At 65.8% G+C, this 23392-nt stretch carries 21 protein-coding genes and 1 tRNA gene; 15 read left to right on the top strand and 7 right to left on the bottom strand.

Annotated features, from left to right (window positions below; genetic code table 11):
• Positions 1-187 precede the first annotated feature (187 nt).
• The 8 genes from HZF03_RS11840 (at position 188) to HZF03_RS11805 (ending at position 8001) form a co-directional block, all read left to right on the top strand.
• Complete coding sequence (locus HZF03_RS11840; protein WP_012495926.1) at positions 188-1720, top strand: sensor histidine kinase; 1533 nt, start codon at positions 188-190, stop codon at positions 1718-1720.
• Positions 1717-2160: a response regulator gene (locus HZF03_RS11835; RefSeq protein ID WP_011157983.1), complete on the top strand. Its 444-nt coding sequence runs from the start codon at positions 1717-1719 to the stop codon at positions 2158-2160. The genes HZF03_RS11840 and HZF03_RS11835 overlap by 4 nt, the downstream gene beginning before the upstream one ends.
• Positions 2157-3248 (top strand): response regulator, encoded by a 1092-nt coding sequence (locus HZF03_RS11830; protein ID WP_012495925.1) that lies wholly within the window; start codon positions 2157-2159, stop codon positions 3246-3248. Before HZF03_RS11835 ends, HZF03_RS11830 begins: the two co-directional genes overlap by 4 nt.
• A gap of 132 nt (positions 3249-3380) precedes the next feature.
• Positions 3381-4052: a spermidine synthase family protein gene (locus tag HZF03_RS11825; RefSeq protein ID WP_119018265.1), complete on the top strand. Its 672-nt coding sequence runs from the start codon at positions 3381-3383 to the stop codon at positions 4050-4052.
• 241 nt (positions 4053-4293) lie between these two features.
• Positions 4294-5511 (top strand): citrate transporter, encoded by a 1218-nt coding sequence (locus HZF03_RS11820; protein WP_012495923.1) that lies wholly within the window; start codon positions 4294-4296, stop codon positions 5509-5511.
• Positions 5512-5571: 60 nt separating this feature from the next.
• The gene (gene aat / locus HZF03_RS11815) at positions 5572-6249 is read left to right on the top strand and encodes a leucyl/phenylalanyl-tRNA--protein transferase (protein WP_119018264.1); all 678 of its coding nucleotides are present in this window, start codon (positions 5572-5574) and stop codon (positions 6247-6249) included.
• A gap of 123 nt (positions 6250-6372) precedes the next feature.
• Positions 6373-6693: a hypothetical protein gene (locus tag HZF03_RS11810; RefSeq protein WP_119018263.1), complete on the top strand. Its 321-nt coding sequence runs from the start codon at positions 6373-6375 to the stop codon at positions 6691-6693.
• 156 nt (positions 6694-6849) lie between these two features.
• Positions 6850-8001 carry a S1C family serine protease gene (locus HZF03_RS11805; RefSeq protein ID WP_234832222.1) on the top strand — a complete coding sequence of 384 codons (1152 nt, stop codon included), beginning with the start codon at positions 6850-6852 and terminating at the stop codon, positions 7999-8001.
• 199 nt (positions 8002-8200) lie between these two features.
• Here the strand turns inward: HZF03_RS11805 and HZF03_RS11800 are convergent, their stop codons facing one another.
• Complete coding sequence (locus tag HZF03_RS11800; protein ID WP_119018261.1) at positions 8201-9190, bottom strand: DUF2155 domain-containing protein; 990 nt, start codon at positions 9188-9190, stop codon at positions 8201-8203.
• A 232-nt stretch (positions 9191-9422) separates the two neighbouring features.
• On the opposite strand from HZF03_RS11800, the gene HZF03_RS11795 reads away from it, so the two are divergent.
• Both HZF03_RS11795 and HZF03_RS11790 read left to right on the top strand, forming a co-directional pair.
• A complete protein-coding gene (locus HZF03_RS11795; RefSeq protein WP_119018260.1) occupies positions 9423-10367 on the top strand; it encodes an alpha/beta hydrolase in 945 nt (314 codons plus the stop codon).
• A 13-nt stretch (positions 10368-10380) separates the two neighbouring features.
• Positions 10381-11808 (top strand): glycoside hydrolase 5 family protein, encoded by a 1428-nt coding sequence (locus HZF03_RS11790; RefSeq protein WP_119018259.1) that lies wholly within the window; start codon positions 10381-10383, stop codon positions 11806-11808.
• Between the two features lie 18 nt (positions 11809-11826).
• On the opposite strand, the gene HZF03_RS11785 is transcribed toward HZF03_RS11790, so the two are convergent.
• On the bottom strand, positions 11827-12765 hold the full coding sequence (locus tag HZF03_RS11785; protein ID WP_119018258.1) for a GlxA family transcriptional regulator: 939 nt from the start codon (positions 12763-12765) through the stop codon (positions 11827-11829).
• A 123-nt stretch (positions 12766-12888) separates the two neighbouring features.
• On the opposite strand from HZF03_RS11785, the gene HZF03_RS11780 reads away from it, so the two are divergent.
• Complete coding sequence (locus HZF03_RS11780) at positions 12889-13578, top strand: DJ-1/PfpI family protein (protein ID WP_119018257.1); 690 nt, start codon at positions 12889-12891, stop codon at positions 13576-13578.
• Between the two features lie 40 nt (positions 13579-13618).
• On the opposite strand, the gene HZF03_RS11775 is transcribed toward HZF03_RS11780, so the two are convergent.
• The gene (locus HZF03_RS11775) at positions 13619-14029 is read right to left on the bottom strand and encodes an NADH:ubiquinone oxidoreductase subunit NDUFA12 (RefSeq protein WP_011157971.1); all 411 of its coding nucleotides are present in this window, start codon (positions 14027-14029) and stop codon (positions 13619-13621) included.
• A 246-nt stretch (positions 14030-14275) separates the two neighbouring features.
• Between HZF03_RS11775 and HZF03_RS11770 the strand changes: the two genes are divergently transcribed.
• Both HZF03_RS11770 and HZF03_RS11765 read left to right on the top strand, forming a co-directional pair.
• Entirely contained in the window at positions 14276-14887 is a 612-nt protein-coding gene (locus tag HZF03_RS11770) for a BA14K family protein (protein WP_119018256.1), read from the top strand.
• Between the two features lie 240 nt (positions 14888-15127).
• Positions 15128-17368 (top strand): lytic transglycosylase domain-containing protein, encoded by a 2241-nt coding sequence (locus HZF03_RS11765; RefSeq protein ID WP_119018255.1) that lies wholly within the window; start codon positions 15128-15130, stop codon positions 17366-17368.
• A gap of 301 nt (positions 17369-17669) precedes the next feature.
• Here the strand turns inward: HZF03_RS11765 and HZF03_RS11760 are convergent, their stop codons facing one another.
• Entirely contained in the window at positions 17670-19124 is a 1455-nt protein-coding gene (locus tag HZF03_RS11760) for a porin (RefSeq protein WP_179906305.1), read from the bottom strand.
• A 608-nt stretch (positions 19125-19732) separates the two neighbouring features.
• On the opposite strand from HZF03_RS11760, the gene HZF03_RS11755 reads away from it, so the two are divergent.
• Positions 19733-19826 (top strand) — tRNA-Ser (locus tag HZF03_RS11755).
• Between the two features lie 57 nt (positions 19827-19883).
• Here the strand turns inward: HZF03_RS11755 and HZF03_RS11750 are convergent.
• The 3 genes from HZF03_RS11750 to HZF03_RS11740 are packed head-to-tail and all read right to left on the bottom strand — an operon-like array spanning position 19884 to position 21529.
• Complete coding sequence (locus HZF03_RS11750; protein ID WP_119020001.1) at positions 19884-20258, bottom strand: DUF6616 family protein; 375 nt, start codon at positions 20256-20258, stop codon at positions 19884-19886.
• 19 nt (positions 20259-20277) lie between these two features.
• The gene (locus tag HZF03_RS11745; protein ID WP_119020019.1) at positions 20278-21015 is read right to left on the bottom strand and encodes a HEAT repeat domain-containing protein; all 738 of its coding nucleotides are present in this window, start codon (positions 21013-21015) and stop codon (positions 20278-20280) included.
• Positions 21002-21529 (bottom strand): MarR family winged helix-turn-helix transcriptional regulator, encoded by a 528-nt coding sequence (locus HZF03_RS11740; protein WP_119020002.1) that lies wholly within the window; start codon positions 21527-21529, stop codon positions 21002-21004. Before HZF03_RS11740 ends, HZF03_RS11745 begins: the two co-directional genes overlap by 14 nt.
• A gap of 182 nt (positions 21530-21711) precedes the next feature.
• On the opposite strand from HZF03_RS11740, the gene HZF03_RS11735 reads away from it, so the two are divergent.
• Positions 21712-23340 (top strand): inorganic phosphate transporter, encoded by a 1629-nt coding sequence (locus HZF03_RS11735; protein WP_119020003.1) that lies wholly within the window; start codon positions 21712-21714, stop codon positions 23338-23340.
• The last annotated feature ends 52 nt before the right edge of the window (positions 23341-23392 follow it).

The raw sequence follows: 23392 nt of genomic DNA, 5'->3' as shown, positions 1-23392 counted from the left end.
CCGCCTAACGCGTTGCAACGGGTTGGCTTTCGACGCGAGCTCGCTCCTTCCGCCGCGACCACTCCTCCAAAATCCCCTCGTCCCTCGGGAACCTTTCCGTTTCACCGACGTTAGAAAGCGTTCTGAGTTCTGCCTTGCGACGCCTGGGGGATGGCTTGCCTGATTTCGTTCGTGCTGGAGGCGCGCGGTGACTCCTGAATCCGCGCGCAAGCGCTCGCTTGCCCAGGTCACACTGCTGTCGCTGTCGTTCGCCGTGCTGGTCGCGATCAGCCTGGCGTCGGTGTACTGGCTGCAGAAGGCGCGCGAGGACAACGCCTGGGTCGCCCACACCCTCGAAGTCCAAAACCAGATCGCGCTGGCCCAGCTGCAGCTCCGCCGCGCCGAAAGCGCCGAACGCGGCTACGTCCTGACCCAGCAGGACGATTTGATCGCCCAGTTCGAGGAGGCGGCGTCCGATGTGGTGCCGCGGCTGAAGAAGCTACGGGATTTCGTCGCCGACAATACCGCGCAGGTCCCGTTCATCGACCAGGCGATCGCCTCCGCCAACTCACGCATCGAACGGTTTCGCCAGGTGATCGCGCTGGCGCAGCAGGGCCGGATCGAGGACGCCCGGCAATTGCTGCGCGACACCGACGGCCGCCGTGCCATGGACACCCTCACCACGTCGCTGACGGCAATGCGCCAGGAGGAAAACCGGCTGTTTTCCGAGCGCACCACCGAGGCCGACCGCAGCCAGGCACTGGCCACCATCATCACCACCACCGGTTCGGGATTGGTTCTGGTGCTTGCCGGCCTGTCGATCTTCCTGGTGCGACGCTCGGCGCGGGCGCGCGACGAAGCCGAAAATCAGCTGCGCGAGAACAATCTGAACCTGGAATCCGCCGTGCAGGAGCGGACCGCCGACCTGCGCGAGGCCAACGAGGAGATCCAGCGCTTCGCCTACATCGTCAGCCACGATCTGCGCTCGCCGCTGGTCAACATCATGGGCTTCACCAGCGAGCTGGAAGAGCTGCGCAGCGACATCTTCCGCCGGATCGGGACGCTGAGCCGCGAAGTCACCGGCAAGCAGAGCGCCGCCAATGCCGACGGCGATGGCGAGGCGGAACTGGAGCCCGCCGACCGCCAGCTCTCCGAAGATTTCACCGAGGCGCTCGGCTTCATCAAATCCTCGATCGGCAAGATGGACCGCCTGATCAGCGCCATCCTGAACCTGACGCGCGAAGGCCGGCGCCAATTTCAGCCGGTGCGGATCGAGACCCGCGAGTTGATCGAGAACATCGTCTCCACCGTCGCGCACCAGGCCGCCGAAGCCAACGCCCAGATCCGCATCGAGCCCTTGCCGGAGATCGTCAGCGACCGCCTCGCACTTGAACAGATCTTCTCAAATCTCATCGATAACGCCCTGAAATATCTCAAGGATGGCGTACCGGGCGACATCGTGATCCGCGGCCGCCAGAAGCTCGGCTTCGTGATCTTCGAGATCGCCGACAACGGCCGGGGGATCGATCCCAAGGACCACCAGAGAATCTTTGATCTTTTCCGCCGCGCCGGTACACAGGATCGGCCCGGCCAAGGGATCGGCCTCGCCCATGTGCGAGCGCTGGTCCGACGCCTGGGCGGCACCATGTCGGTGTCATCCGCGCTCGGCGAAGGCTCGACCTTCACCATCACCCTGCCGGCCAAGTGGACGGCAAACAAGAACCAGGAACAGCGCGCATGAGTAACCCTGTCACCATCATCATGATCGAGGACGACGAGGGTCATGCCCGTCTGATTGAGCGGAACATCCGCCGTTCGGGCGTCAACAACGAGATCATCCCGTTCACCTCCGGGACAGCCGCGCTGAATTATCTGTTCGGCAGCGATGGCACCGGCGTCGAACACCAGCATCGTGCCCTACTGGTGCTGCTCGACCTCAATCTGCCCGATGCCAGCGGCATCGACATCCTGCGGCGGATCAAGGAGAACGATCATCTCAAGGCCACCCCGGTGGTGGTGCTGACGACGACCGACGACGCGCATGAGATCAAGCGCTGTTACGAGCTCGGCTGCAACGTCTACATCACCAAGCCGGTGAACTACGAAAGCTTCGCCAACGCGATCCGCCAACTCGGCCTGTTCTTTTCGGTCATCCAGGTCCCCCAGCCCGACGCTCCATGACAGACGCCAAGCCGACCCTGCTCTACATCGACGACGACGAGGCGCTCGGCCGCCTCGTGTCGCGCGGCCTGCAGCGGCAGGGATTCTGCGTCGAACACGTGCTGAGCGGCGAAGCCGGCCTGGAGCGGTTGCGCCAGGGCGGCATCGACGTGATCGCGCTCGACCAGTACATGCCCGGCCTCGACGGGCTGGAGACGCTGGAGCAGATCCAGGCGATCCCGGATCCGCCGCCGGTGGTGTTCGTCACCGCCTCGCAGGACTCCAAGATCGCCGTCACCGCGCTGAAAGCCGGCGCCGACGATTATCTGGTCAAGGACACGCAGGGCGAGTTCGTGCCGCTGCTGCAGGTCGCTGCCGATCAGGCGTTGAAGCAGGCGATGGTACGCAAGGCGCGCGACGACGCCGAAGCCGAAGTGCGTGCCTCGCGCGACCGCTATGCCGCGCTCGCCGCCGAGCGCGAAATGCTGCTCCGTGAGGTCAACCACCGCGTCGGCAATTCGCTGCAGATCATCGCTTCGCTGCTGCATCTGCAGGCGTCGTCCAGCAAGCAGGACGAGGTCAAGGCGGCGCTGACCAATGCGATGGGCCGCGTCGCCGCGGTGGCGCAGGTACACCGCCGGCTCTACACCTCGCACGACCTCAAGAGCGTGATGCTCAACCAGTATCTCGAGTCGCTGCTCGAGGATCTGAGGCGCTCGGCCGAGGGCAACCGGATGTCGCGGCTGACGCTGTCGGCGCAGCCGGTCGAAACCGATCCGGACCGCGCGGTGGCGATCGGCATCATCGTCAATGAGCTGGTGATGAACGCCGTCAAATACGCCTATCCGGAGGGCAAGGGGCCGATCCATGTCGAGCTGAAGGCCGACGGCGATGACCTCGAACTGGTGATCGCCGACGAAGGCGTCGGCCTCAACGTCAAGGCCAATCCGCAATCGACCGGCATGGGCCAGCGCATCGTCAGCGCGATGGCGGCCAAGCTCGAAGCCGATGTCGAGCGCGACCCCAACCATTCCGGCACCCGCATGGTGCTGCGGTTTCGCCGCGCCAACGCGACCGCCGCAGCGGCGCCGGAGCCGGCGACTCCCTGATCTGGTCCTGCTCCGCCGCAGGGTGACACCGGCCCGCCTGCGCACTACACAAGCCGCGGGTTCTCCGGCCGGACGAACCGCCGGTCCTCCCCTTTTCTGCCGGCGACCTCTTAGCGACCAAAGGCGATTGTTGTGCTTCCCTGGATTCAGTTGGCCACCGCGAAAGTCCCCGGCGGCGGCGAATTGCGGCTGATGCGGCGCGGCGAGGAATTCTCGATCCGGCTCGACGCCAACGAACTGATGAACAGCCGGCTCGGCGGCTCCGAGGAGGCGCTCGCCACCCTCGCCTGTCAGAAGCTCGCCGGCCGCCCTCGTCCGCGCGTCCTGATCGGCGGACTCGGCATGGGCTTCACGCTGCGCGCCGCGTTGAAAGTGTTCGGCACCGACGCCACGATCGAGGTCGCCGAACTGGTCCCCGAGGTGATCGACTGGGGCCGCGGCGAGATGGCCGGGCTATACGGCGACAGCCTGACCGATCCCCGCGTCAGCATCCTGCAGCGCGACGTCGGTGAGCTGATCCGCGCCGGCGCCGGGCGCTACGACGCGATCCTGCTCGACGTCGACAACGGCCCCGAAGGACTGTCGCGTCCCGCCAACGACCAGCTGTACGACAGCCGCGGCCTGTCCGATGCCCGCGCGGCATTGCGCGGCGGCGGTGTGCTGGCGGTGTGGTCGTCGGGCCCCGACGACAGCTTCACCAAGCGGCTGCGGCGCAGCGATTTCGTCGTCAACGAAGTCCCGGTACGTGCGGTCGGCAAGCGCACCGGCTCGCGGCATTGGATCTGGCTCGCGGTCAAAACCTGACGGCCGAAACGTTGCCGGTGAACATATTGCTTTGGCGGCCGGTGCCCTAAGACCATTGCCGCCTTGCCATTCTGTCGCACCTCGGGCAGCTTCCGCCGCGCCGCCGGCTCAACCGGATCGGCCGATCAATTCGGGAAGATGCGCCTTTGAACGTTCACGCCCTCAGCGGCAATATGTTGCCGTTCGTATCTCGGTGGCGCGCCGCCGCGGCGCAGCCCGTCGTGTCCGGCGCGAGGCAGCTGTGACCCCGATCCTGATCTTCGGCATCCCGCTCGATTTCATCCTGTTCGCCGCCACCCTGGTCGGGGTCGCGATCTTCCACCGCCACACCTTACTGATCGCGCTGGCCGGCCTGGTAACCGTGGTCGGCTACAAGCTGGCGTTCGCCGGCTTCAAGACCGGCGTCGGCCTGTCCGGCTTGGCGCTGCACATGCAGCACGAATGGGTCACGCTGGCGAACCTGTTCCTGCTGCTGATGGGCTTCGCGCTGCTGTCGGCGCATTTCGAAAAGAGCGGCATTCCCGACGAGATGCCGGCACTGCTCCCGGACGACTGGAAAGGCCCGGTGGTGCTGCTCGGGCTGGTGTTCGTGCTGTCGAGCTTCCTCGACAACATCGCCGCCGCGCTGATCGGCGGCATGGTGGCGCGGCACGTGTTCCGCGGCCGGGTCCACATCGGTTACCTCGCCGCGATCGTCGCCGCCTCGAACGCAGGCGGCTCCGGCAGCGTGGTCGGCGACACCACCACGACGATGATGTGGATCGCCGGCGTCTCGCCGCTCAGCGTGCTGGAAGCCTATGTGGCGGCGGTGATCGCCCTGGCGCTGTTCGCCGTGCCGGCCTCGATCCAGCAGCAGAAGTTTTCGCCGATCGTGAAGAACGCGCCGAAAGGCCTGCAGATCGAGTGGGTCCGGGTCGGCATCGTCGCGGCGATCCTGATCGCGGCACTGGCGGCCAACGTCACCGCGAACATGAAATTCCCGGCGCTGCTCGACCACGCGCCGGTTCTCGGCCTGACGGTCTGGGCGGTGATCCTGATCACCGCGCCGCTGCGCCGGCCGGATTGGGAGCTGATGCCCGCGACCTTCAAGGGCACGATCTTCCTGCTCGCGCTGGTGACGGCGGCCTCGCTGATGCCGGTCGAAGAGCTGCCCGCCGCGAGTTGGCAGACCGCGCTCGGCCTGGGCTTCGTCTCGGCCGGCTTCGACAACATCCCGCTCACCGCGCTGGCGCTGAAACAGGGCGGCTACGATTGGGGCTTTCTGGCCTATGCGGTCGGCTTCGGCGGCTCGATGATGTGGTTCGGCTCCTCGGCCGGCGTCGCGATCACCAACATGTTCCCGGAAGGAAAGTCCGTGGTGATGTGGCTGCGCCACGGCTGGCACGTCGGCGTCGCCTATTTCATCGCGTTCTTTGCGATGCTGCTGCTGGTCGGCTGGCATCCCGACCTGCCGCGCTGAGCCGCGGCCCGCCATCGCCCACAGGGTCGCGCCCTTTCGCCGTCGTGCTATGCTTTGCGGATGGCCTCACGCGACTCCTCCGCCGCTTCCGAGATCACGCCCGACGTGCTGCTGCGCGCCTATGCGTGTGGCATCTTCCCGATGGCCGAGAGCGTCGACGATCCCTCGCTGTTCTGGGTCGAGCCCGACATGCGCGGCATCATTCCGCTCGGCGGCTTCCGCGTGTCCTCGCGCCTCGCCCGCACCGTGCGGTCCGACGCTTTCACCGTCACCGTCAATCGCGACTTCAAGGCGGTGATCGACGGCTGCGCCGCGCCGCAGCCGGGGCGCGACGACACCTGGATCAACCGCAGGATTCGCGAGCTGTATATCGGACTGCACGACATCGGCCATTGCCACAGCGTGGAGGTCTGGCAGGACGGCGATCTCGCCGGCGGCCTCTACGGCGTCAGCCTCGGCCGGGCGTTCTTCGGCGAGAGCATGTTTCACCGCGCCCGCGATGCTTCGAAGGTGGCGCTGGTCCACTTGGTCGCGCGCCTGCTCGCCGGCGGCTACACCCTGCTCGATACGCAGTTCGTGACCGATCACCTGAAGAGCTTCGGCGCCATCGAAGTGCCGCGGCTGCGCTATCGCTCGCTGCTCGACGACGCGCTCGAAGGAGAAGCCTCGTTCGCAGCACTGCCGCTCGACCGCCCGGTCACCGGCGCCGAAGCGCTGGCGATCATCACGCGGACGTAACGCATCCTGGTACCCACAGCAAACTGTTCAAGACGCGAACACGCGCCGCTCGCATGACGGTCATTGCTTGACCGTTGCAACCCCGTTTTCTACTAATCGAAGGCAGGGCATCTGGGGACTGTCATGCTGAAAAGAACATTGGACCAAAAGTCATTGCGTGTCTCGCCGGCTCTGCTGGCTGCAGCTGTTGCGATCGCTGTGATCTCTTTTCCAACCCGCTCCGTCGCGCGCGATGGCGCTGCCGTGTTCGGCGCGCTCGCTGGCGTCGCCGCCGCAGCGATCATCGCCAACGGCATCGCGCAGCAACAACAGCCGCGCGTCTATCGGTCTGCGCGTCCCCGGCGGCACGTTGCGCACCGATCGCGTCCGGCGCCGTCACAGGCATCGATGGCGGACCCGTTCGCCGGCGTTGCCGCTTCGAAAACACGTCCGGCCAGAGACTAAGCGTCCACCGCCGGACAAAGGCACCTCCACCAGAGGCGCAGCCATTTTCCAGTGCGAAGGCCGATGAAGCACACAACATTCGCAGTGCGGCTCGTGCACCCGCCCCGCAAAGCTCTTCCGCGGAAGGACCTCCTCGCGCGGGCGCTCGCTGCATTGATGTTTGTCGGATCGATCGCCTGCGCAGCAGAGGCCCGCTGCGGCGACCTCAACATCGATAAGTCATTCGGCAAGGTCTCGGGCTGGGACGTCGGATTCAGCAAGAGCGTTGGCGGTTGCCTCGCCGCTGCGACCTATCAGGATCGAACGACGGTCTGGTTCGGCTTCGCCGGCGACAAGCCGAGCGCCTACATCGCCTTCACCAATCCGCGCTGGGCGTCGGTCGAGGTCGACGGCCAGTACGACATGCAACTCGTCATGGGTCGCACCCGATGGAACGGCGAGTTCTTCGGCTTCGAGCGAAGCAATGAGAAGGGCGTGTTCTCGGGCAACCTCAAGACCGAGTTCATGGTGGAGCTTGCCGAGTCCGGCGGTGTCGGCGTGTTCCTCAATCGGCGCCGAGTCGCAGCGCTGTCGTTGGATGGCTCGCGACGCGCGCTCGAAGCGGTGTTGTCGTGCCAGAAGGCGTTCATGACGGCGCAGAGCGATACCCGCGATGAACCTTCGACTGACACCAAGCCGAAACGCCAGACCAAGAGCTCAGGCACTGGCTTCTACGTCTCGGACAGCGGCCACATCGTGACCAATCACCACGTCATCGCCGAGTGTTCGACCATCAACGTGCTGCCTCCAGGCGGGGCTGCCGTGAGCGCTACCCTCGTCGCGAAGGACAAGACCAACGATCTTGCGATCCTGAAGACGGCGTCGTCACCGGCTGCCATTCCGGGCCTGCGATCGCAGATTCGGCTCGGCGAAGCGGTTTACGTCTTCGGCTTCCCGCTGACCGGCATCCTGTCGACCTCCGGCAATTTCACCGCCGGCGCGATCACCGCGACGACGGGAATGGAAGATGATACCCGGCTTGCTCAGATCTCGGCGCCGGTTCAGCCGGGCAACAGCGGCGGTCCGCTGCTGGACAAATACGGCAATGTCATCGGCGTCATCGTCTCGAAGCTCAATGCCTTGAACATCGCGGCGGCGACCAAGGACATTCCGCAGAACGTCAACTTTGCGATCAAGACCGGTATCGCAACCAACTTCCTCGATTCCAGCGGTGTGGTCCCGACCGGCAAGGTGAGCACACGCGAGCTTGCGCCCGAGGCAATCGCCGATCTCGCCAAACTCTTCACCGTTCAGGTGCTCTGCAACTGAGCGGTGCTCGTCTGCCCGCCGTCACAAGCGCTGCCGATGGCGGAAGCAAGCACAGCCTCACGCGCGACCAACATTGCTAATCGCGCTCTTGCCTTCCTTGCCTGAAGCAGAGCAACGCCGTTCGTAGCTGCTGGCGGCAACGCTGAACCGTGGAACATCAGCGAAATCGACGGCTCGATTTCTCGGAGCCCGACCGCACTTACTGCTGGAAGCCCGGGAACGGCAGCGGCGGGGGGCGTTGCGGGCGCTGAGGCTGCGGCGCCGGCTGCTGCAGTGATGACGGCGGCGGCAGCGTTTGCTGCGACTGCTGTTGCTGGCGGCGACGCTGCTGCGGCGGCGGGGCGGCCGGCTTCGGCGCATCCGGCTGGGCACTGGCGACGTTCGAGGTCTCCGGGTCCTTACAGTCGGTCAGCCAGATATCGTAGATCGGGTGCTCGACCGCATGCAGGCCGGGGCTGGCCGCGAACATCCAACCGGAGAAAATCCGCTTCACTTCGCCCTGCAGCGTAATCTCGTCGACCTCGACGAAGGCGTCGGTGTTGGCAGCTTCGGTCGACGGCCGCGTATAGCAGGCGTCGGTCTTCACCCGCAGGGCGCCGAACTGCACCGTTTCGCCGATGTCGGCGTCGAAATTGATGGTGCGGCCGGTGATCTTGTCGAGGCCGGCGAAGCTCGCCTTCTTGTTTACGATCTTCTGCGCCGGCGGCTCGGTGACGATCTCGTCGCCCGGCTGCAGCGTCGCCGGGGCCGGCGGCGGATTGGCCGGCGGCGTACCGCGCGGCTGGCGCTGGCCCGGCGGCAGACCGGGAAGCGGATTGGTCGCGGCCGGCGCATTGGCGACACCGGTGTTCGGCTCTGCCGGTTGCTGAGCCCCGGGCGGCGGGTTTTGCGGAATCACGGTGGAGCCCGGCGGCGGCGGCAACGGCTGCGACTGCACCGGTCCCGGCATAGCCGAGCCCTGCATCGCGCGGCCCGGGGCCGGCAGCACCCGCCCCTGCGGCGGCAGATCCGGCACCTCTTCCTCTTCGTCGTCGGCAGGCGGCTGCACGCCACGCGGCACCGTTCCCGGCGGCCGCGGCGGCGGATCCGAGAAGATGTTGCCGATCTGCGCCTGCGCAGGAGGCGCAAACGCGATCAACGGGGCGACGATCAACGCCGCAAGACCGACTAGGCTCAGGCTTCGGGACATTCCGCGCGGCTTCAATCGACGAATCAGGCTTGCGACATTCTACAGCTTCGGGCCGCTCGCATTGGCCCTCCGGTTAACACGGGGAATACGGCGGGGAAAGGGCGTGGCCGCTGCGGTCGACGCGTCTGGCTATTGCGAGGAACTCCTGAGATATTGGTTTCAAACCCCGGCGGGCCTGACCGCCGCGGAATAAGCAAGCCCCGGCACGAACCGGGAAGCACGAGGAAGCCCCATGCCCGCCAAGCTCGATCCCGATGCCGCTGCCGTTTACAAGGCCTTCCAGGACGCCGGCCGCCCCGCCTACGAGACACTGACCGCCGCCGAAGCGCGCGCCTACTACTCGGCGGCGCGGCTGGTCAGCAATCCGGATCCAGCCGACATGGCGTCGGTTCGTTCGATCGCGATCCCCGGCCCGGCCGGCGATATCCCGGCCCGGCTCTACACCCCGAACAAGTTGCGCCAAGACGAGGGCCTGGCGCCGGCGCTGGTGTTCTTTCATGGCGGCGGCTGGGTGATCGGCGATCTCGATACCCACGACGTGGTGTGCCGCGGCATCGCCCATGACGGCGAACTGCTGGTGATCTCGGTCGACTACCGGCTCGCACCCGAGCACAAATTCCCCGCTGCCATCGACGACGCAATCGCCGCGACGCGCTGGATTGCCGACAATGCCAGGAAGCTCGGCATCGATCCCGAGCAGCTGAGCGTCGGCGGCGACAGCGCCGGCGGCAATCTCTCCGCGGTGGTCGCGCTGCACGCCCGCGATCACGGTGGACCGCTGCTCGCCGGCCAGGTGCTGATCTATCCCGCCACCGATTTCTCGATGCGGCATCCGTCGCACAGCGAGCCGGAGACTAGCGTGCTGTTGACGCATTCGGTGATCCGCTGGTTTCGCGATCACTATCTGAGCGGCGAGCAGGACGCCGACGACTGGCGCGCCTCGCCGGCACGCGCCGAAACCCTTGCGGGCCTGCCGCCCGCCTTCGTCATCACCGCCGGCGCCGATCCGCTGCGCGACGAAGGCGACGAATACGCCCGCCGCCTCGCCGATGCCGGCGTCCCGGTAGTGCACCGGACCTATCCGGGTCAATTCCACGGCTTCTTCACCATGGGCAAGCTGCTGCCGCAGGCCAACGTCGCGGTGCGCGAGATCGGCGACTGGCTGAAGGCGCTTTAGCCGCAGGCCGGCATTGACCGGCGTCAACGTGACCGCGCTCCGGCCGTCCGAGGATTTGCGCGGTCAACAGGGAGCAGCGGCGCACGGCGCCGATCGTCACGACGGAATGACTGAACTTGCACGCACGCGCTGGGGCGGCCTTGCCGATCGCAAGGTCGACGCCAGCGGTTTCTTCCGGACCGAACAGATCGACGGCGTATGGTGGTTCATCGATCCGGATGGCGGACGTTTTCTGTCGAAGGGCGTGGTCTCGGTGCAGTTCGACCACGACAACGTTCAGGGCACGGATCGCCGGCCGTATCGCGAAGCCTGCACGCGTAAATACGGCAGCCGCGAAGCGTGGCGACGCGTCGCGGCGGACCGCCTCACCTCCTGGGGCTTCAACACGCTCGGCGCCTGGTCGGAGCCGGAGATCGCACGCGCCGGCACCGTGCCCCTCGCCTCCGCCGCCGGCGTCGTCTATGTCGCGACCGCATTCGGCGAACAGCGCGGCGGCTGGCCGCTGTGCGACATCTTCGAGCCGGAATTCGAACAGTTCGCCCGCGCGCACGCGCGTAAGGTCTGCACGCCGCAAAGCGACGATCCGCATGTGCTCGGCTGGTTCACCGATAACGAGTTGCCATGGGGACCGGACTGGCGCGGGGAAAACGAACTGCTGCCCACCATCCTTCGCGCGATGGACGCGCCATTCTCGCGGCGCGCCGCGCTTGCGCTGCTGAAAAGCCGCTACGACAGCATCGATCAGTTCAATGCGGCGTGGCAATGCAAGCTGCCATCTTGGGACGATCTCGCCGCCACGCCGCTGCAGCCGCCGCCGTTCAGCCGCAACTTCTTCAGCAACGACCGGGCGCAGGAGCACGATCCGATCGCGCGCGGTTACTTCGCCGATTGCGACGCCTTCGCCGGGCTGCTGGCCGAGCGCTACCTGTCGGTTTGCGCCACCGCGATCCGCGCTGCCGATCCAAATCACCTCGTGCTCGGCGCCAGGTTCGCTTACGTGCCGCCGCGCGACGTCGTCGATGCTGCCGGCAGGTATTGCGACGTAATCAGCGTCAATTGCTACGATCCGCTGCCGGACGCGGTAATCGACGGCTACGCCGAAACCGGGCGGCCGTGCCTGATCGGCGAATACTCGTTCCGCGGCGACGATGCTGGACTCCCCAATACGCACGGCGCCGGTCCGCGGATGCCGACGCAGCGGGAGCGCGCGGCAGGATTCACGCGCTACACCACCGCAGCGCTGCGCCATCCGGCGCTGATCGGCTATCACTGGTTCGTCCACGCCGACCAGCCGGCGCAAGGCCGCTGGGACGGCGAGAACTCCAACTACGGCGTGGTGACGATCGAAGACGAGGTCTATCCCGAGCTGACCCAGGCGATGACGGCGCTCAACGCCGAGGCCGAACGGATTCACGTCGAGACCGCGCCGGTGTTGGCCTGACCGGAGCCGCCGCGATCGTCACGCGGCCTTCGCGGCGCGGCGCAGCGCTTGCGGCGGGTGACCGAAGGCGCGGATGAAGGCGCGGCGCATCCGCTCCGGATCGCCGAAGCCGGTGGCCTGTGCGACCAGCTCGATCGCTTCGCCTGAAGCCTGCACCCGGCTGCGCGCCACTTCGAGTCGCAGCCGCTCAACCGCCTTCGACGGCGTGGTGCCGGTTTCATCGCGGAACGCGCGAGCGAAATGCCGCGTGCTCATCCCCGCCTGCTCGGCCAATTGCTCGACGGTGAGCGTCGTGTCGAGATGCTCGCGCATCCACGACAGCAGTGCAGCGAAACGCCCGGACGGCGCCTGCAGCTCGACCAGTGAGGAGAATTGCGACTGACCGCCGGCGCGTCGCTGCGCGACCACCAACTGCCGCGCGACGTCACGGGCGATCGCATCGGAGTAATCCTCGGCGATGATCGCCAGCGCCAGATCGATGCCGGCGCTGATGCCGGCCGACGTCCACACCTCGCCGTCGCGCACGAATATCCGATCCGGCTCCAACCGGACTTGCGGATAGCGCATGCGGAAGTCGCGGCTGCGGCCCCAATGCGTGGTGGCGCGCCTGCCGTCGAGCAGTCCGGATTCGGCCAGCACATAGGCGCCGGAGCAGACGCTGGCGATGCGGCAGCCGCGCTTCGCGGCGGCTTTCAGAAAGGCCTGCGTCCGCTGACACTGCGCCGCCGCGCGAACACCTTCACCGCCAGCGACGATCAGCGTCCGCATCGCCCGATCGTGGCGCAGGCCGCGCGCCAGCAGCTCGGCGCCTGACGAACTACGCACCGCCCCGGCCTCTGCCGCCATCACTTTGATCGCAGGCGCCACCTTCGCGTAGCGCGCGGCGATCTCGAATGCCGCGATCGGCCCTGCGGCGTCGAGCAGCTGAAAATCCGGATAGATCAGCACGCCGATCATGATGCGCCTCGCTGAGCCATTGTCCGAAAACGAGGGAAATATGCCATTTCGGCCAGCAGCCGAGCATGCCAGATTGACTTCGTCAAGCGCGGACGCGCGCAAAGCCGCTTCACGGAGACCGTCATGACCACCACGACCATCGGACTGCTGCTGTTTCCGAACATGACTCAGCTCGACCTCACCGGGCCGCTACAGGTGTTCTCGAGGCTGCCGAACGCGAAAGTGTATCTGGTGGCCAAGACGATGGCCCCGGTCACCAGCGACACCGCGCTGATGCTGCCGCCGACCATCGACTTCGCCCACTGCCCGCAGCTCGACGTGATCTGCGTGCCCGGCGGCGCCGGCGCCGACGATCTGGTCAATGACGAGGACACCCTCGCCTTCCTGCGGCAGCAGGCGGACCAGGCGCGCTATCTCACCTCCGTCTGCACCGGCGCGCTGGTGCTCGGTGCGGCGGGCCTGCTGCGCGGCTACCGCGCGACGACGCATTGGTCGGCGCTGGAGGATCTGGCATCCTTCGGGGCGATTCCGGAGCGGTCGCGAGTCTGCATCGACCGCAATCGTGTCAGCGGCGGCGGAGTGACCGCCGGAATCGATTTTGCGCTGACGCTGGCGGAGCTGCTGGCCGACCGCCCGACCGCGCAGGCGATCCAGTTGATGCTGGAGTACAATCCGGCGCCGCCGTTCAACGCCGGTTCTCCGGACACCGCGCCGCAGGAAGTGGTAGCGATGCTGAAACAGCGGATGCAGGGGGCGCGTCAGCGCCGCATCGACGCCGTCAAGCGTGCGGCCGATCGGCTGCTACGCGGTTAAAGGCGACGGCCTGTCGGGGCCGCCGCGGAAGCGAGAAAACTCAGGCGCCCGGGGTCCAGGGCTGATAGTCGCCGGTCGCCTTCGGACGGCGGCCGGTCGACAGCGTGGAGCCGGTCGGGCGATGCGCCAGCGGCGTGCCAGTCCGGTTCGGCTGGTGCGGCTTCATCCACTCGCGGGGCGTGAAGCTTTCCTGGGTCGGCGGCACGTCGACAACGTTGTGCAGCCAGCCGTGCCATTCCGGCGGGACCCGGCTCGGCTCGGCATAGCCGTTGTAAAGCACCCAGCGCCGCTCGAAGCCCAGCGTCGGATCGATCTTGCCGCCCTTGGTGCGGAAGTAACGGTTGCCTTGGTCGTCGGTGCCGACCAGCTCGCCGAACCGCCAGGTCCACAGCTGGGTGCCGAACGTGAAGCCGTTCCACCAAGTAAAAATCCGCAGCAAAAACAGTTTCATCTCGGCGCATCCTTGGCGGCGACAACAGCATCCCTGATGCCACCGGCGGGCCCGATTGTCCAGTCGTTGCGAATGCCTGCGAACAAGCGCCACGGTGAGGTTCCGCAAAATCACCGCATTTCATTCAGCCCTTATACAACTGAACGGGATCAGCTTTCGCCGATAAGCGGCGGAATGGGAACGACGGCGATCCAGCCGTGTTGAGACCGCGGGCGTTCCAAGCCAATCCCGTCGATGGAGCCGATAATGTTGAATTTTAGAACCTTGAGTGCCGTGGCCGCACTGGCTATCGCGCTTCCCCTGGCGGCGACGCCGAGCTTCGCGCAGGGCCCCGCAGTGGCGGGTGGCGGCGGTGGTGGCGCGCCGGCCGGTGGCGGCGGCGGTGGTGGTCCCGCCGTAGCAGGCGGAGGTGGCGGCGGTCCCGCGATGGGCATGGGCCGTGGCGGCGGTGGCGGCCCGGCGTTCGGCGGCGGCGGAATCAGCCGTGGCGGCTTGGCCGGCGCGGCAATCGCCCGCGGAGCTCCGGTTGGTCCGCGAGTCGCCGGTGGCGGCGGCGGTTGGCGAGGTGGCGGCGGATGGCACGGTGGTGGCGGCCGGCACTGGCACGGCGGCGGCCCTGGCTACTGGCGCGGTGGCGGATACTGGCCTGGCGTCGTGGTCGGGGGGGCACTCGCTGCTCCCTATTCCTACGGCTATTACGGCGCCCCGTATGACTATGGCGATTACGACGAGCCGATCGTGACGGTAGCCCCAGATGACGACGGCGGCGACGCCTACTGCCGACGCCGCTACAAGTCCTATGATCCGGCGTCCGGCACCTATCTCGGCTACGACGGTCGCCGGCATCCCTGCCCGTAATTCGTCCGTCCTTTTGGTTGTTTCGCGAGCGGCGCCCTCACCGGCGCCGCTTTTGTTTTGCACGCGACGAACCTGCGGCGATCGGACTCACCTAGCGTTGATCGTTTCGCCGTGTTTTCGCCCCCAAATCGCTGCAAGCGAAGCGGCGTCACGCGCCGCCTTTAGCATCGGCGCGCCTTCACTTCCGTAGGCGATGCTGCCAGAATCGCCGAATCGCCCCCACAGGGAGGCCGCAGCGTTTTGCATCCATCATCACCATCACGACGCCGCCCGCCCTTCACGGTAGCCCTGAAGGCATCGACAGCAATCCTGGCTCTGAGCCTGGGCTTTGCGGGGCTGATCGAAGCCGCCGACGCCGCCACCAAGGTACCGTTGCCGAAGCCGCGACCTTTGGCGCGGAGTGCCGCCCCCAAGAACGTTGCGAAGTCGCTGCCGGCTCCGGATCCTCGCCCCTCGACCAAGCTTCCCGTCACCAGCCCTGCTGCAGCGGTCGAGCCGATGCGTCAGAGGCCGCCCGCCGCAGCGCTGCACAAGCCGGCGGCACGCTCTGCGATCGCTGCGACCGCATCGACCTCCTCCGCCGATGCCGGCGCGCTCGAAAACGTCATCGAACTCGCCCGCAAGAAAAGGGCTGGCGAAGCCACCGAGGTCGCCAACACCATCTCCGATCCCGTCGCGCGCAAGCTTGCCGAATGGGTGATCCTGCGCAGCGAAGACAACGGCGCCAGCGTCGAACGCTATGCGGCGTTCGTGCGCGCCAATCCGAGCTGGCCGTCACAGAGCTTCTTACGCCGCCGCGCCGAGGCCGCGCTGTGGGACGACCGGCGCGATGATTCCGCCGTGCTCGCTTACTTCGAAGACGAGCGCCCTTCGACCGGCAAGGGCAAACTGGCGCTGGCACGCGCCCTGCTGGCGCGCGGCGACCGCCGCACCGCCGAGCAACTGGTGCGCGACGCCTGGCGCAACGACACCATGTCTGAGGCGACCGAAACCACCGCGATGGAGTTGTTCGGACCGCTGATCACGCCGAGCGACCACAAAGCGCGGATGGATTCGTTCCTGTATGGCGACGATCTCGGCCCGGCGCTGCGCGCCGCCAAGCGTCTCGGCGGCGCTCAGATGGCGCTCGCGCGAGCGCGGATCGCGGTCGATAAGAAGGCGTCGAACGGCAAGGCGCTGCTCGCCGCCGTCCCATCCGAACTACACCACGACCCAGGCTTTCTGTTCAGCAAGATCCAAGTGCTGCGCCGCGACGACATGATTGCGGAGGCCGGACGGCTGATGCTGACGGTGCCACGCGATCCGGCCCGGCTGCACAATCTCGACGAATGGTGGATCGAGCGCCGGTTGGTCGCGCGCAAGCTGATCGACATCGGCGATTATCGCCTCGCCTATCTGGTGGCGCGCGATGCGGCGACGCCGACCAAGGCGATCTACAAGACCGAGCATGAGTTCACTGCGGGCTGGATCGCGCTGCGATTCCTGAATGATCCCGCCACCGCCGCGCAGCACTTCGCACGCCTTGGCCGCGACACCACCAACCCCACAGCCCTCGCACGCGCCGGCTATTGGCAGGGCCGCGCCGCGGAAGCAGCCGGGCGCATCCAGGAGGCGCGCGCCGCTTACTCGGCATCGGCGGCGCATTCCACCAGCTATTACGGTCAGTTGTCGCGCGCGAAGCTCGGTCTGGCGCAGCTCGATCTCAACGGTGCGCCTTCCGGTCGTGGTCGCAACACCGATCGGCTCGAGATCGTCCGCGCGGTGAGCTTGCTGTATGCGATCGACGAAGGCGAGATGGCGATCCCGATCTTCGCCGATGTCGGAGAGAACGGTGATGTCGACGCACTGATCGGGCTGAGCGAAGTCGCGGAACAGCGCAACGATGCGCGCGCGATGCTGCTGGTCGGCAAAGCCGCACTCAATCGCGGTCTGCCGTTCGATCACTACGCCTACCCGGTCAACGGCATTCCGCAATTCCGCTCGGTAGGCCCCGACGTCGAGCGCGCCATCGTCTACGCGATCGCCCGGCAGGAAAGCGGCTTCAATCCGGCAGTCGTCTCACCTGCCAATGCCTATGGCCTGATGCAGGTGACTCCCGACGCCGGCAAATACGTCTGCCGCCGCCACGGCTGCACCTTCGACCTGCAGCGTCTCAAAACCGATTCGGTTTACAACGCAGCGCTCGGCGCCGCCGAACTCGGCGGCCTGATCGAGGACTACCGCGGCTCCTACATCATGACCTTCGCCGGCTACAACGCCGGGCGCGGCAGCGTGCGCAAATGGGTCGAGCGCTATGGCGATCCGCGGGATCCGAAGGTCGACGCGGTCGATTGGGTCGAACTGATTCCGTTTGCAGAGACGCGCAACTACGTGCAGCGGATCATCGAGAACCTGCAGGTCTACCGCGCCCGCTTCGGCGGCGGCCAACGTCTGCAGATCGAAGCCGACCTTCGGCGCGGCGCCGGCGTAGGCGCCGAATAGCGGCCGTCGGCCTTAGCGGTTAGCATCCCTTCCAGCGCTTCCTGCCGAGCAGCTCCAACGCATCGCTGAGTTTTCTCAGGATGATCGCTCTGCAGCGAGCTCCGTCGCACTGACGGCATTGCCTCGACGCCTCCCCTGAGAGACGCCGGTCCACGCACACCGGATGTCTCGCCAATCGCCGCGGCAGCCGCTCTATTCACGCAATCGGCCCGCTACGAGAGACAACGAATTCGGGAGACAACGAAAAACCCCGGCGGTTGCCCGCCGGGGTTCGTCAGATTCGCGCTTCGAAAAGCGGGGATCAGAAGTTGCGCTGAACGCGGAGGTTGCCGCTCCAGACGCCCTGGTCCTTGAACTCGTAGTTCGCGGCCGGCTTGGTCGCCGAAGCGGTCAGCGGCAGGATGCCCGAGGAGGCCTGATCCAGATAGGTGTAGAGCACTTCGCCCGAGAACGTCAGGTTCTTGACCGGGGTCCAACGGGTGACGGTGCCCACCTGAGCAATCGCGAAGTCCGGATTGCAGTTGAAGCCGGCGACGTTCGCAGCGCCGAGACCGTTGCAGATCAGAGCAGTCGCGGTGCCGTTGTAGTCGATCTTGGTGTACGAACCGAACAGCGAGGTCGACCAGTAGGGGTTCCAGTTGTGGTTGAACGCACCACGGACGCCCCAGGCGCTGGTCTTCTCGATGCCGGAGCCGGTCAGGTTGTTGAGGCCGGCGAACACGCCGTCAGCCGCAACGCCGAACGCGACGCTCTGGTAGGTGCCCGGAACCGAGTTGTTGCCGTAGATCGCGAACGAGTTCGGGCTCACGCCGCCCAGCACGTAACGGGTCGCGCCGTTCGAGTAGCTCGCCGTGATGTTGATGCTGTCGCCGGGGCCGGTCGGCAGGTTCTTGAGCGACAGAGCGCCCTGAACCGCATAGCCCCAGGTGTCGCTCGGATGACCCGAGGTCTCGAGAGCGGTGTTGTAGTAGCTGGCGCGAACCTGATGCGCCGCGGCCGAAACCTGGAACAGACCCCAAGCCTGGTCGACACGGATCTTGCCGACGATGTCGGGGATCGAGGTGCCGGCGTAGGAGTTGGCGCCGTAGGCCAGGAAGTTCGGAGCGGACGAAACGTTGTACAGCGCCGACTGCAGGTACTGCGACTGATCTTCGAGCGAGATCGAGGCCGACACGCCGTTGCCGAACTCCGCGGTGTACGACACCTGGTTGATGCCGGTGACGTCGTCGTAGCCGCCGATCAGGAACGAAGTGTTGTTGCCCGGATAGCCGGTCCAGGGAGTGTCGAACTGCGACACGGCCTTACCGAAGGTGAAGCCGGCGAACTGCACGAAGGCGTAGTACACGCCGAGCGAGCCGTTGGCGACGGTGTCGGAGCCGGTGGTCCACTGGAACACCGCATCGAAGTAGGTGCGAACCACGCCGTATTCGGTCGCGGTGCGGGTGTCGATGTTGATGTCCTGACGAGACCGGAAGACGTAGTCGTTGGCGAGACGGTTCTTCTGGCCAGCGGCACCGGCCCAGGCCGGCGAGTTGTAGGCGCCGCTGCCGGCGAGCGTCAGGTCGGCGCGCAGGTAGCCGCCGAGCTTGATGCAGGTATCGGTACCCGGGATGTAGTAGAAGCCCGCGCCGTAGATCGAGCAGACCTTCACGTATTCGACCGCCTTGGCCTTCAACGGGAGATCGGCCGCCTGCGCGCCGCCGACGGCGAGAAGCGCCGCCGCTGAGCCGAGGAACAGGCCCTTAACGATGTTCATGTAAACCTCCAAGTTGCTCTGTCGGGAAGGTTCCGATCCGCAAAGTGCAAGCACCCGCTGTGGTCCCTTAATCCCAGAAACCCGCCTAGCCGCTTCGCGCCTTTGGACACACCCGCTGAACGCGAGGGACTTAAGCGAACCACCTATTACGGGGCGACCTCGGGATGCCCCCCTCCGTCGCACCACGACAATTACCTAACAGTGATGCACAAGCAACAAGGGAGCCATGCTCTGGCCCCGTTTTCGGGATGGGTGTTGCACAAATAGCACTCACCCGTTTTCCGCCGACACGACAACCCTTTGTTTTGTTTGTGATTTTAAAATCGCCCAAACCGCACGATGCCGCACTGCAGCAGTTGGACGGCGGTGGATGAGCCGCTCTTCAACCGACAAATTTGCGGCCTGCAGGAGCCGAATCCTGAGAATCGATTCCTCTCCTGGGACGAATCCCGGCGCCTGGAACGCACCGGCGGAACCGCAAGCGGCCGCATTCAGGCCGCCCTGCCCCGCGTCGAGACCATATTCTCGTGCACAGGCCCAAAGGTCGCGGTGCAATCTGCGCAATCCCGCTTGCGAGCCGCGACCGCGTCGGGCATATCGAGCGCACCGGAGACGTGGCCGAGTGGCTGAAGGCGGCGGTTTGCTAAACCGTTATAGGGTTGTAAAGCCCTATCGAGGGTTCGAATCCCTCCGTCTCCGCCAGTTTTGCGAAGCCTGCCGAGTCTCTGCTCTATAGTGAGCCGCCTTCGCGACGATCGCTCAAACCGCTCCCGAAATCCGCATCTCTCTGGTTCCGTCGCGCGCGTCGAGCTGCCCGAGATGCGCGGCGAGATCCGAGACGGCCCCAGCAGCATTCACGGTCGCGAAATAGCTGTGCCATCCGGACGCCGAGATGCCGGCAATCAGGGTATCGAGGGATTCGCGGTCAGGCGCACGCCAGACGGCGAAGAAGTGTTGCGCAGCACTGTGTGGAGCCGCGGCGTCGATTTCACCAAAGGCGAGAGGCTCGATGCCCAGCGCGAGAAGATCCCCCATTCCTGCGCCGATCCTGGCGAACAGCGCCTGCCGATCTTGGCTGGACAGTGCCAGCCATTCGGGTGTGGGCTCGTAAAGCTCGATCAAAATCTGAGTCACACGTAGTTCCTTGCGAAGATCAATGGTCGATCGAACGTAGCGCCCGCTTTGCAATCCGCTGCGTTGCGCTCGGCGCGAAATGCGCGAGCCATTCATCGACAACGCGGCGCACCCAGTCCGGCCGCGTCTTGGCGGCATCGTTCAGCCAGTTCCCGACTGAATCCTGCACATAGGCTGATGGGTCCGCCCGAAGCGGATCCAGCAACACGCGCCCTGGCTCAGGGTTGGTCTTCAGGGCCGCGATATGTTTGCACCAGACGCCACGGGGCCGTGTCGCCTCACTGGCGAAGCGGCGGATGCGGTCGGACGGGTCGGCAGCCCAATCCAATAGAATCGTGAAAGCATCGCCCAAACGTTCAGCGATTGCAGGACGAACCGCCAACCATGCCCATTCGCGAACGCCGAAATGCGGATCGTCGGCGAAGGGGCGAATGGCCGCGAGCCGATCCGCTAAGGCCATATCCTGAGCTCCAATGACGAAGCAGCCCCAGCCGCGCACAGTGTCGCTGCGATGATCGCGCAGTCTTTCGATCACAGCCGGCCCCGGCCACCTCACCAGCAGTTGGCCCATCGCCGCCATGCGCGCCGAAATGCCGAGACGGCCAACGGCATCGACCTCGACTGCGTAGCGGTCGGGAGCTTCGGGAAAGATGGACTGGAAGAGGATCGGGGTGTCGACCGCCAACACTTCGGCAAGGGTGGCGGCTTCCGCTTTCCCGCTATTCAATGCAGTAGCGCGGTCGTCACGTCCGGTCATCATCGCTCCCTTTTAAACTGGCGCGGCCGGCATCCGTGCGGGCATACGCCTTTGCGAGGAGACGACGGAGCGATGCCCTTTCCGCTTCCGAAAAGTCTGAGAACAGAGAGGCAATCCAACGACCATGCGTCGCCGTAAGCTCCCGTGCCAATCGGCGCCCCTTTGGCGTCAGGCGCACCACGAGCTTCCGGCGGTCGTCGCCATGCGAGTGGCGATCGACATGCCCGTCGCGCTCCAAGCCATCGAGCAGGCCCGTAATCGTGCCGCGGGTCACGCCTGCCTGCTCGGCTAGCTCATGCGGAGACAAGCCATCTTTCGCGTCGCTCAAAAGGAACAACAAAACGAACTTGCCTTCCGACACGCCGTGCGCGCCGAGCCGGCTTGCACAATCGCGGTCGATCGCAGTGGTCAATGTCAACAGTTCGAAGCACAGCCGCATACATTCGACCGTGCGCTCATCGTAAGCTCCCGTTCGCTTCAGAAGAGCCCCGTATTTTTGGTCGAGCTTGATCATATGCCACAATATAATATGGCGCCATATCACTTACAAGTCAGTTCTGCCCCTCCCCTGCGCCCGCCCTGTTCACTCCCCGCCGTAGATCCGCAACGCCATCGACATCCAGCTGACCGACAAGTGTCATCGGAGCGTCAGATCGGGCGGGGAATATCGCGCCATTAAATAAAACGGGGCGTAGCGTGACCGATTTCACCATCAATCAAGCAATCGACGACAATGGGCCTCTTCAGCCGGCCGGTCGGCCGAACCTGGACAAAGGCTTCAATCCGCTGACGATGATCCTGTTCTTCGGGGTCCTCGGTGTCGGCATTCTGTTCGTGGCTTACAGCATCTATGTCGACGTCGAGGCAACCGGCGTCCGCGTCACGACGTATTTGCCTTATCTGCTGCTGCTGGTGGCGCTGCTGATCGCCCTCGGCTTCGAGTTCGTCAACGGCTTCCACGACACCGCCAACGCGGTCGCGACCGTGATCTACACCCACTCGCTGCCGGCCGAAGTCGCGGTCGTATGGTCGGGGGTGTTCAACTTCCTCGGCGTGCTGACCTCCACCGGTGCGGTGGCTTTCGGAATCGTCTCGCTACTGCCGGTGGAATTGATCCTGCAGGTCGGATCGAGTGCCGGCTTCGCAATGGTGTTCGCGCTGCTGATCGCCGCAATCCTGTGGAATCTCGGGACCTGGTACTTCGGCCTCCCCGCCTCCAGCTCGCACACCTTGATCGGCTCGATCATCGGCGTCGGTGTCGCCAATGCGCTGATGCGCGGCCGCGACGGCACTTCGGGAGTGGACTGGGGCAAGGCGACCGAGATCGGCTATGCGCTGCTGCTGTCGCCGCTGGTCGGCTTCGTCTGCGCCGCGATCCTGCTCCTGCTGCTCAAACTGGTCGTGCGCAATCCGAAGCTGTACTCCGCGCCTGAAGGCAACGCGCCGCCGCCGTGGTGGATCCGCGGCCTGCTGATCCTGACCTGTACCGGCGTCAGCTTCGCCCACGGCTCCAACGACGGTCAGAAAGGCATGGGCCTGATCATGCTGATCCTGATCGGCACCGTGCCGACCGCCTATGCGCTCAATCGTGCCCTGCCGGATTCCCAGGTCGCGCATTTCGAGCAGACCTCGACGGCCGCATCGGCTGTGATCGCGGCAAAGGGCGCCGGCTACAGCATCATCGGCGATCCCCGCCCCGCGGTGACGCAATACGTGTCGCAGCACAAGATCAGCGAAGGCACCTACCCTTCGCTGGCGGTGCTGGTGAAGGATATCGGCGAGCAGGTGCAGCGCTACGGCTCGCTCAGCAAAGTGCCGGCCGAGTCCGTCGGCAACACCCGCAACGACATGTATCTGGCGTCCGAGGCGATCCGCTTCCTGATGAAGGATAAGGAAAGCGACCTCAGCAAGGACGATGTTGCCAAGCTCAACGCCTACAAGGGCTCGCTCGATAGCGCCACCAAGTTCATTCCGAACTGGGTCAAGATCGCGGTCGCGATCGCGCTCGGCCTCGGCACCATGATCGGCTGGAAGCGCATCGTCATCACCGTCGGTGAGAAGATCGGCAAGTCACATCTGACCTACGCGCAGGGCGCCTCCGCCGAGCTGGTGGCGGCTTCGACCATCGGCGCGGCGGATATGTTCGGCTTGCCAGTCTCGACCACCCACGTGCTGTCGTCGGGTGTCGCCGGCACGATGGCGGCAAATGGCTCGGGCCTACAGATGGCCACGATCCGCAACCTGCTGATGGCCTGGGTACTGACGCTGCCGGCCGCGATCCTGCTATCGGCGACCCTGTACGTACTGCTGTCGCGCGTGCTCTGAGCCTGCACCGCGGCCGCGGTGACGACCGCCGCCGTCGTCCGGCCGCGGCCCC

Origin of the sequence: Rhodopseudomonas palustris, from assembly GCF_013415845.1 — a bacterium.
Classification (GTDB): domain Bacteria; phylum Pseudomonadota; class Alphaproteobacteria; order Rhizobiales; family Xanthobacteraceae; genus Rhodopseudomonas; species Rhodopseudomonas palustris_F.
This window is presented reverse-complemented; position numbering and strand designations above follow the sequence as displayed.

Bases quoted from the DNA above. Each gene is read 5' to 3' on its own strand.
- HZF03_RS11835 (WP_011157983.1), top strand. From the start codon at position 1,717: ATGAGTAACCCTGTCACCATCATCATGATCGAGGACGACGAGGGTCAT.
- HZF03_RS11830 (WP_012495925.1), top strand. From the start codon at position 2,157: ATGACAGACGCCAAGCCGACCCTGCTCTACATCGACGACGACGAGGCG.
- aat (WP_119018264.1), top strand. From the start codon at position 5,572: ATGGCCTCACGCGACTCCTCCGCCGCTTCCGAGATCACGCCCGACGTG.
- HZF03_RS11810 (WP_119018263.1), top strand. From the start codon at position 6,373: ATGCTGAAAAGAACATTGGACCAAAAGTCATTGCGTGTCTCGCCGGCT.
- HZF03_RS11805 (WP_234832222.1), top strand. From the start codon at position 6,850: ATGTTTGTCGGATCGATCGCCTGCGCAGCAGAGGCCCGCTGCGGCGAC.
- HZF03_RS11800 (WP_119018261.1), bottom strand. From the start codon at position 9,190: ATGTCCCGAAGCCTGAGCCTAGTCGGTCTTGCGGCGTTGATCGTCGCC.
- HZF03_RS11795 (WP_119018260.1), top strand. From the start codon at position 9,423: ATGCCCGCCAAGCTCGATCCCGATGCCGCTGCCGTTTACAAGGCCTTC.
- HZF03_RS11785 (WP_119018258.1), bottom strand. From the start codon at position 12,765: ATGATCGGCGTGCTGATCTATCCGGATTTTCAGCTGCTCGACGCCGCA.
- HZF03_RS11780 (WP_119018257.1), top strand. From the start codon at position 12,889: ATGACCACCACGACCATCGGACTGCTGCTGTTTCCGAACATGACTCAG.
- HZF03_RS11775 (WP_011157971.1), bottom strand. From the start codon at position 14,029: ATGAAACTGTTTTTGCTGCGGATTTTTACTTGGTGGAACGGCTTCACG.
- HZF03_RS11770 (WP_119018256.1), top strand. From the start codon at position 14,276: ATGTTGAATTTTAGAACCTTGAGTGCCGTGGCCGCACTGGCTATCGCG.
- HZF03_RS11760 (WP_179906305.1), bottom strand. From the start codon at position 19,124: ATGAACATCGTTAAGGGCCTGTTCCTCGGCTCAGCGGCGGCGCTTCTC.
- HZF03_RS11745 (WP_119020019.1), bottom strand. From the start codon at position 21,015: ATGACCGGACGTGACGACCGCGCTACTGCATTGAATAGCGGGAAAGCG.
- HZF03_RS11740 (WP_119020002.1), bottom strand. From the start codon at position 21,529: ATGATCAAGCTCGACCAAAAATACGGGGCTCTTCTGAAGCGAACGGGA.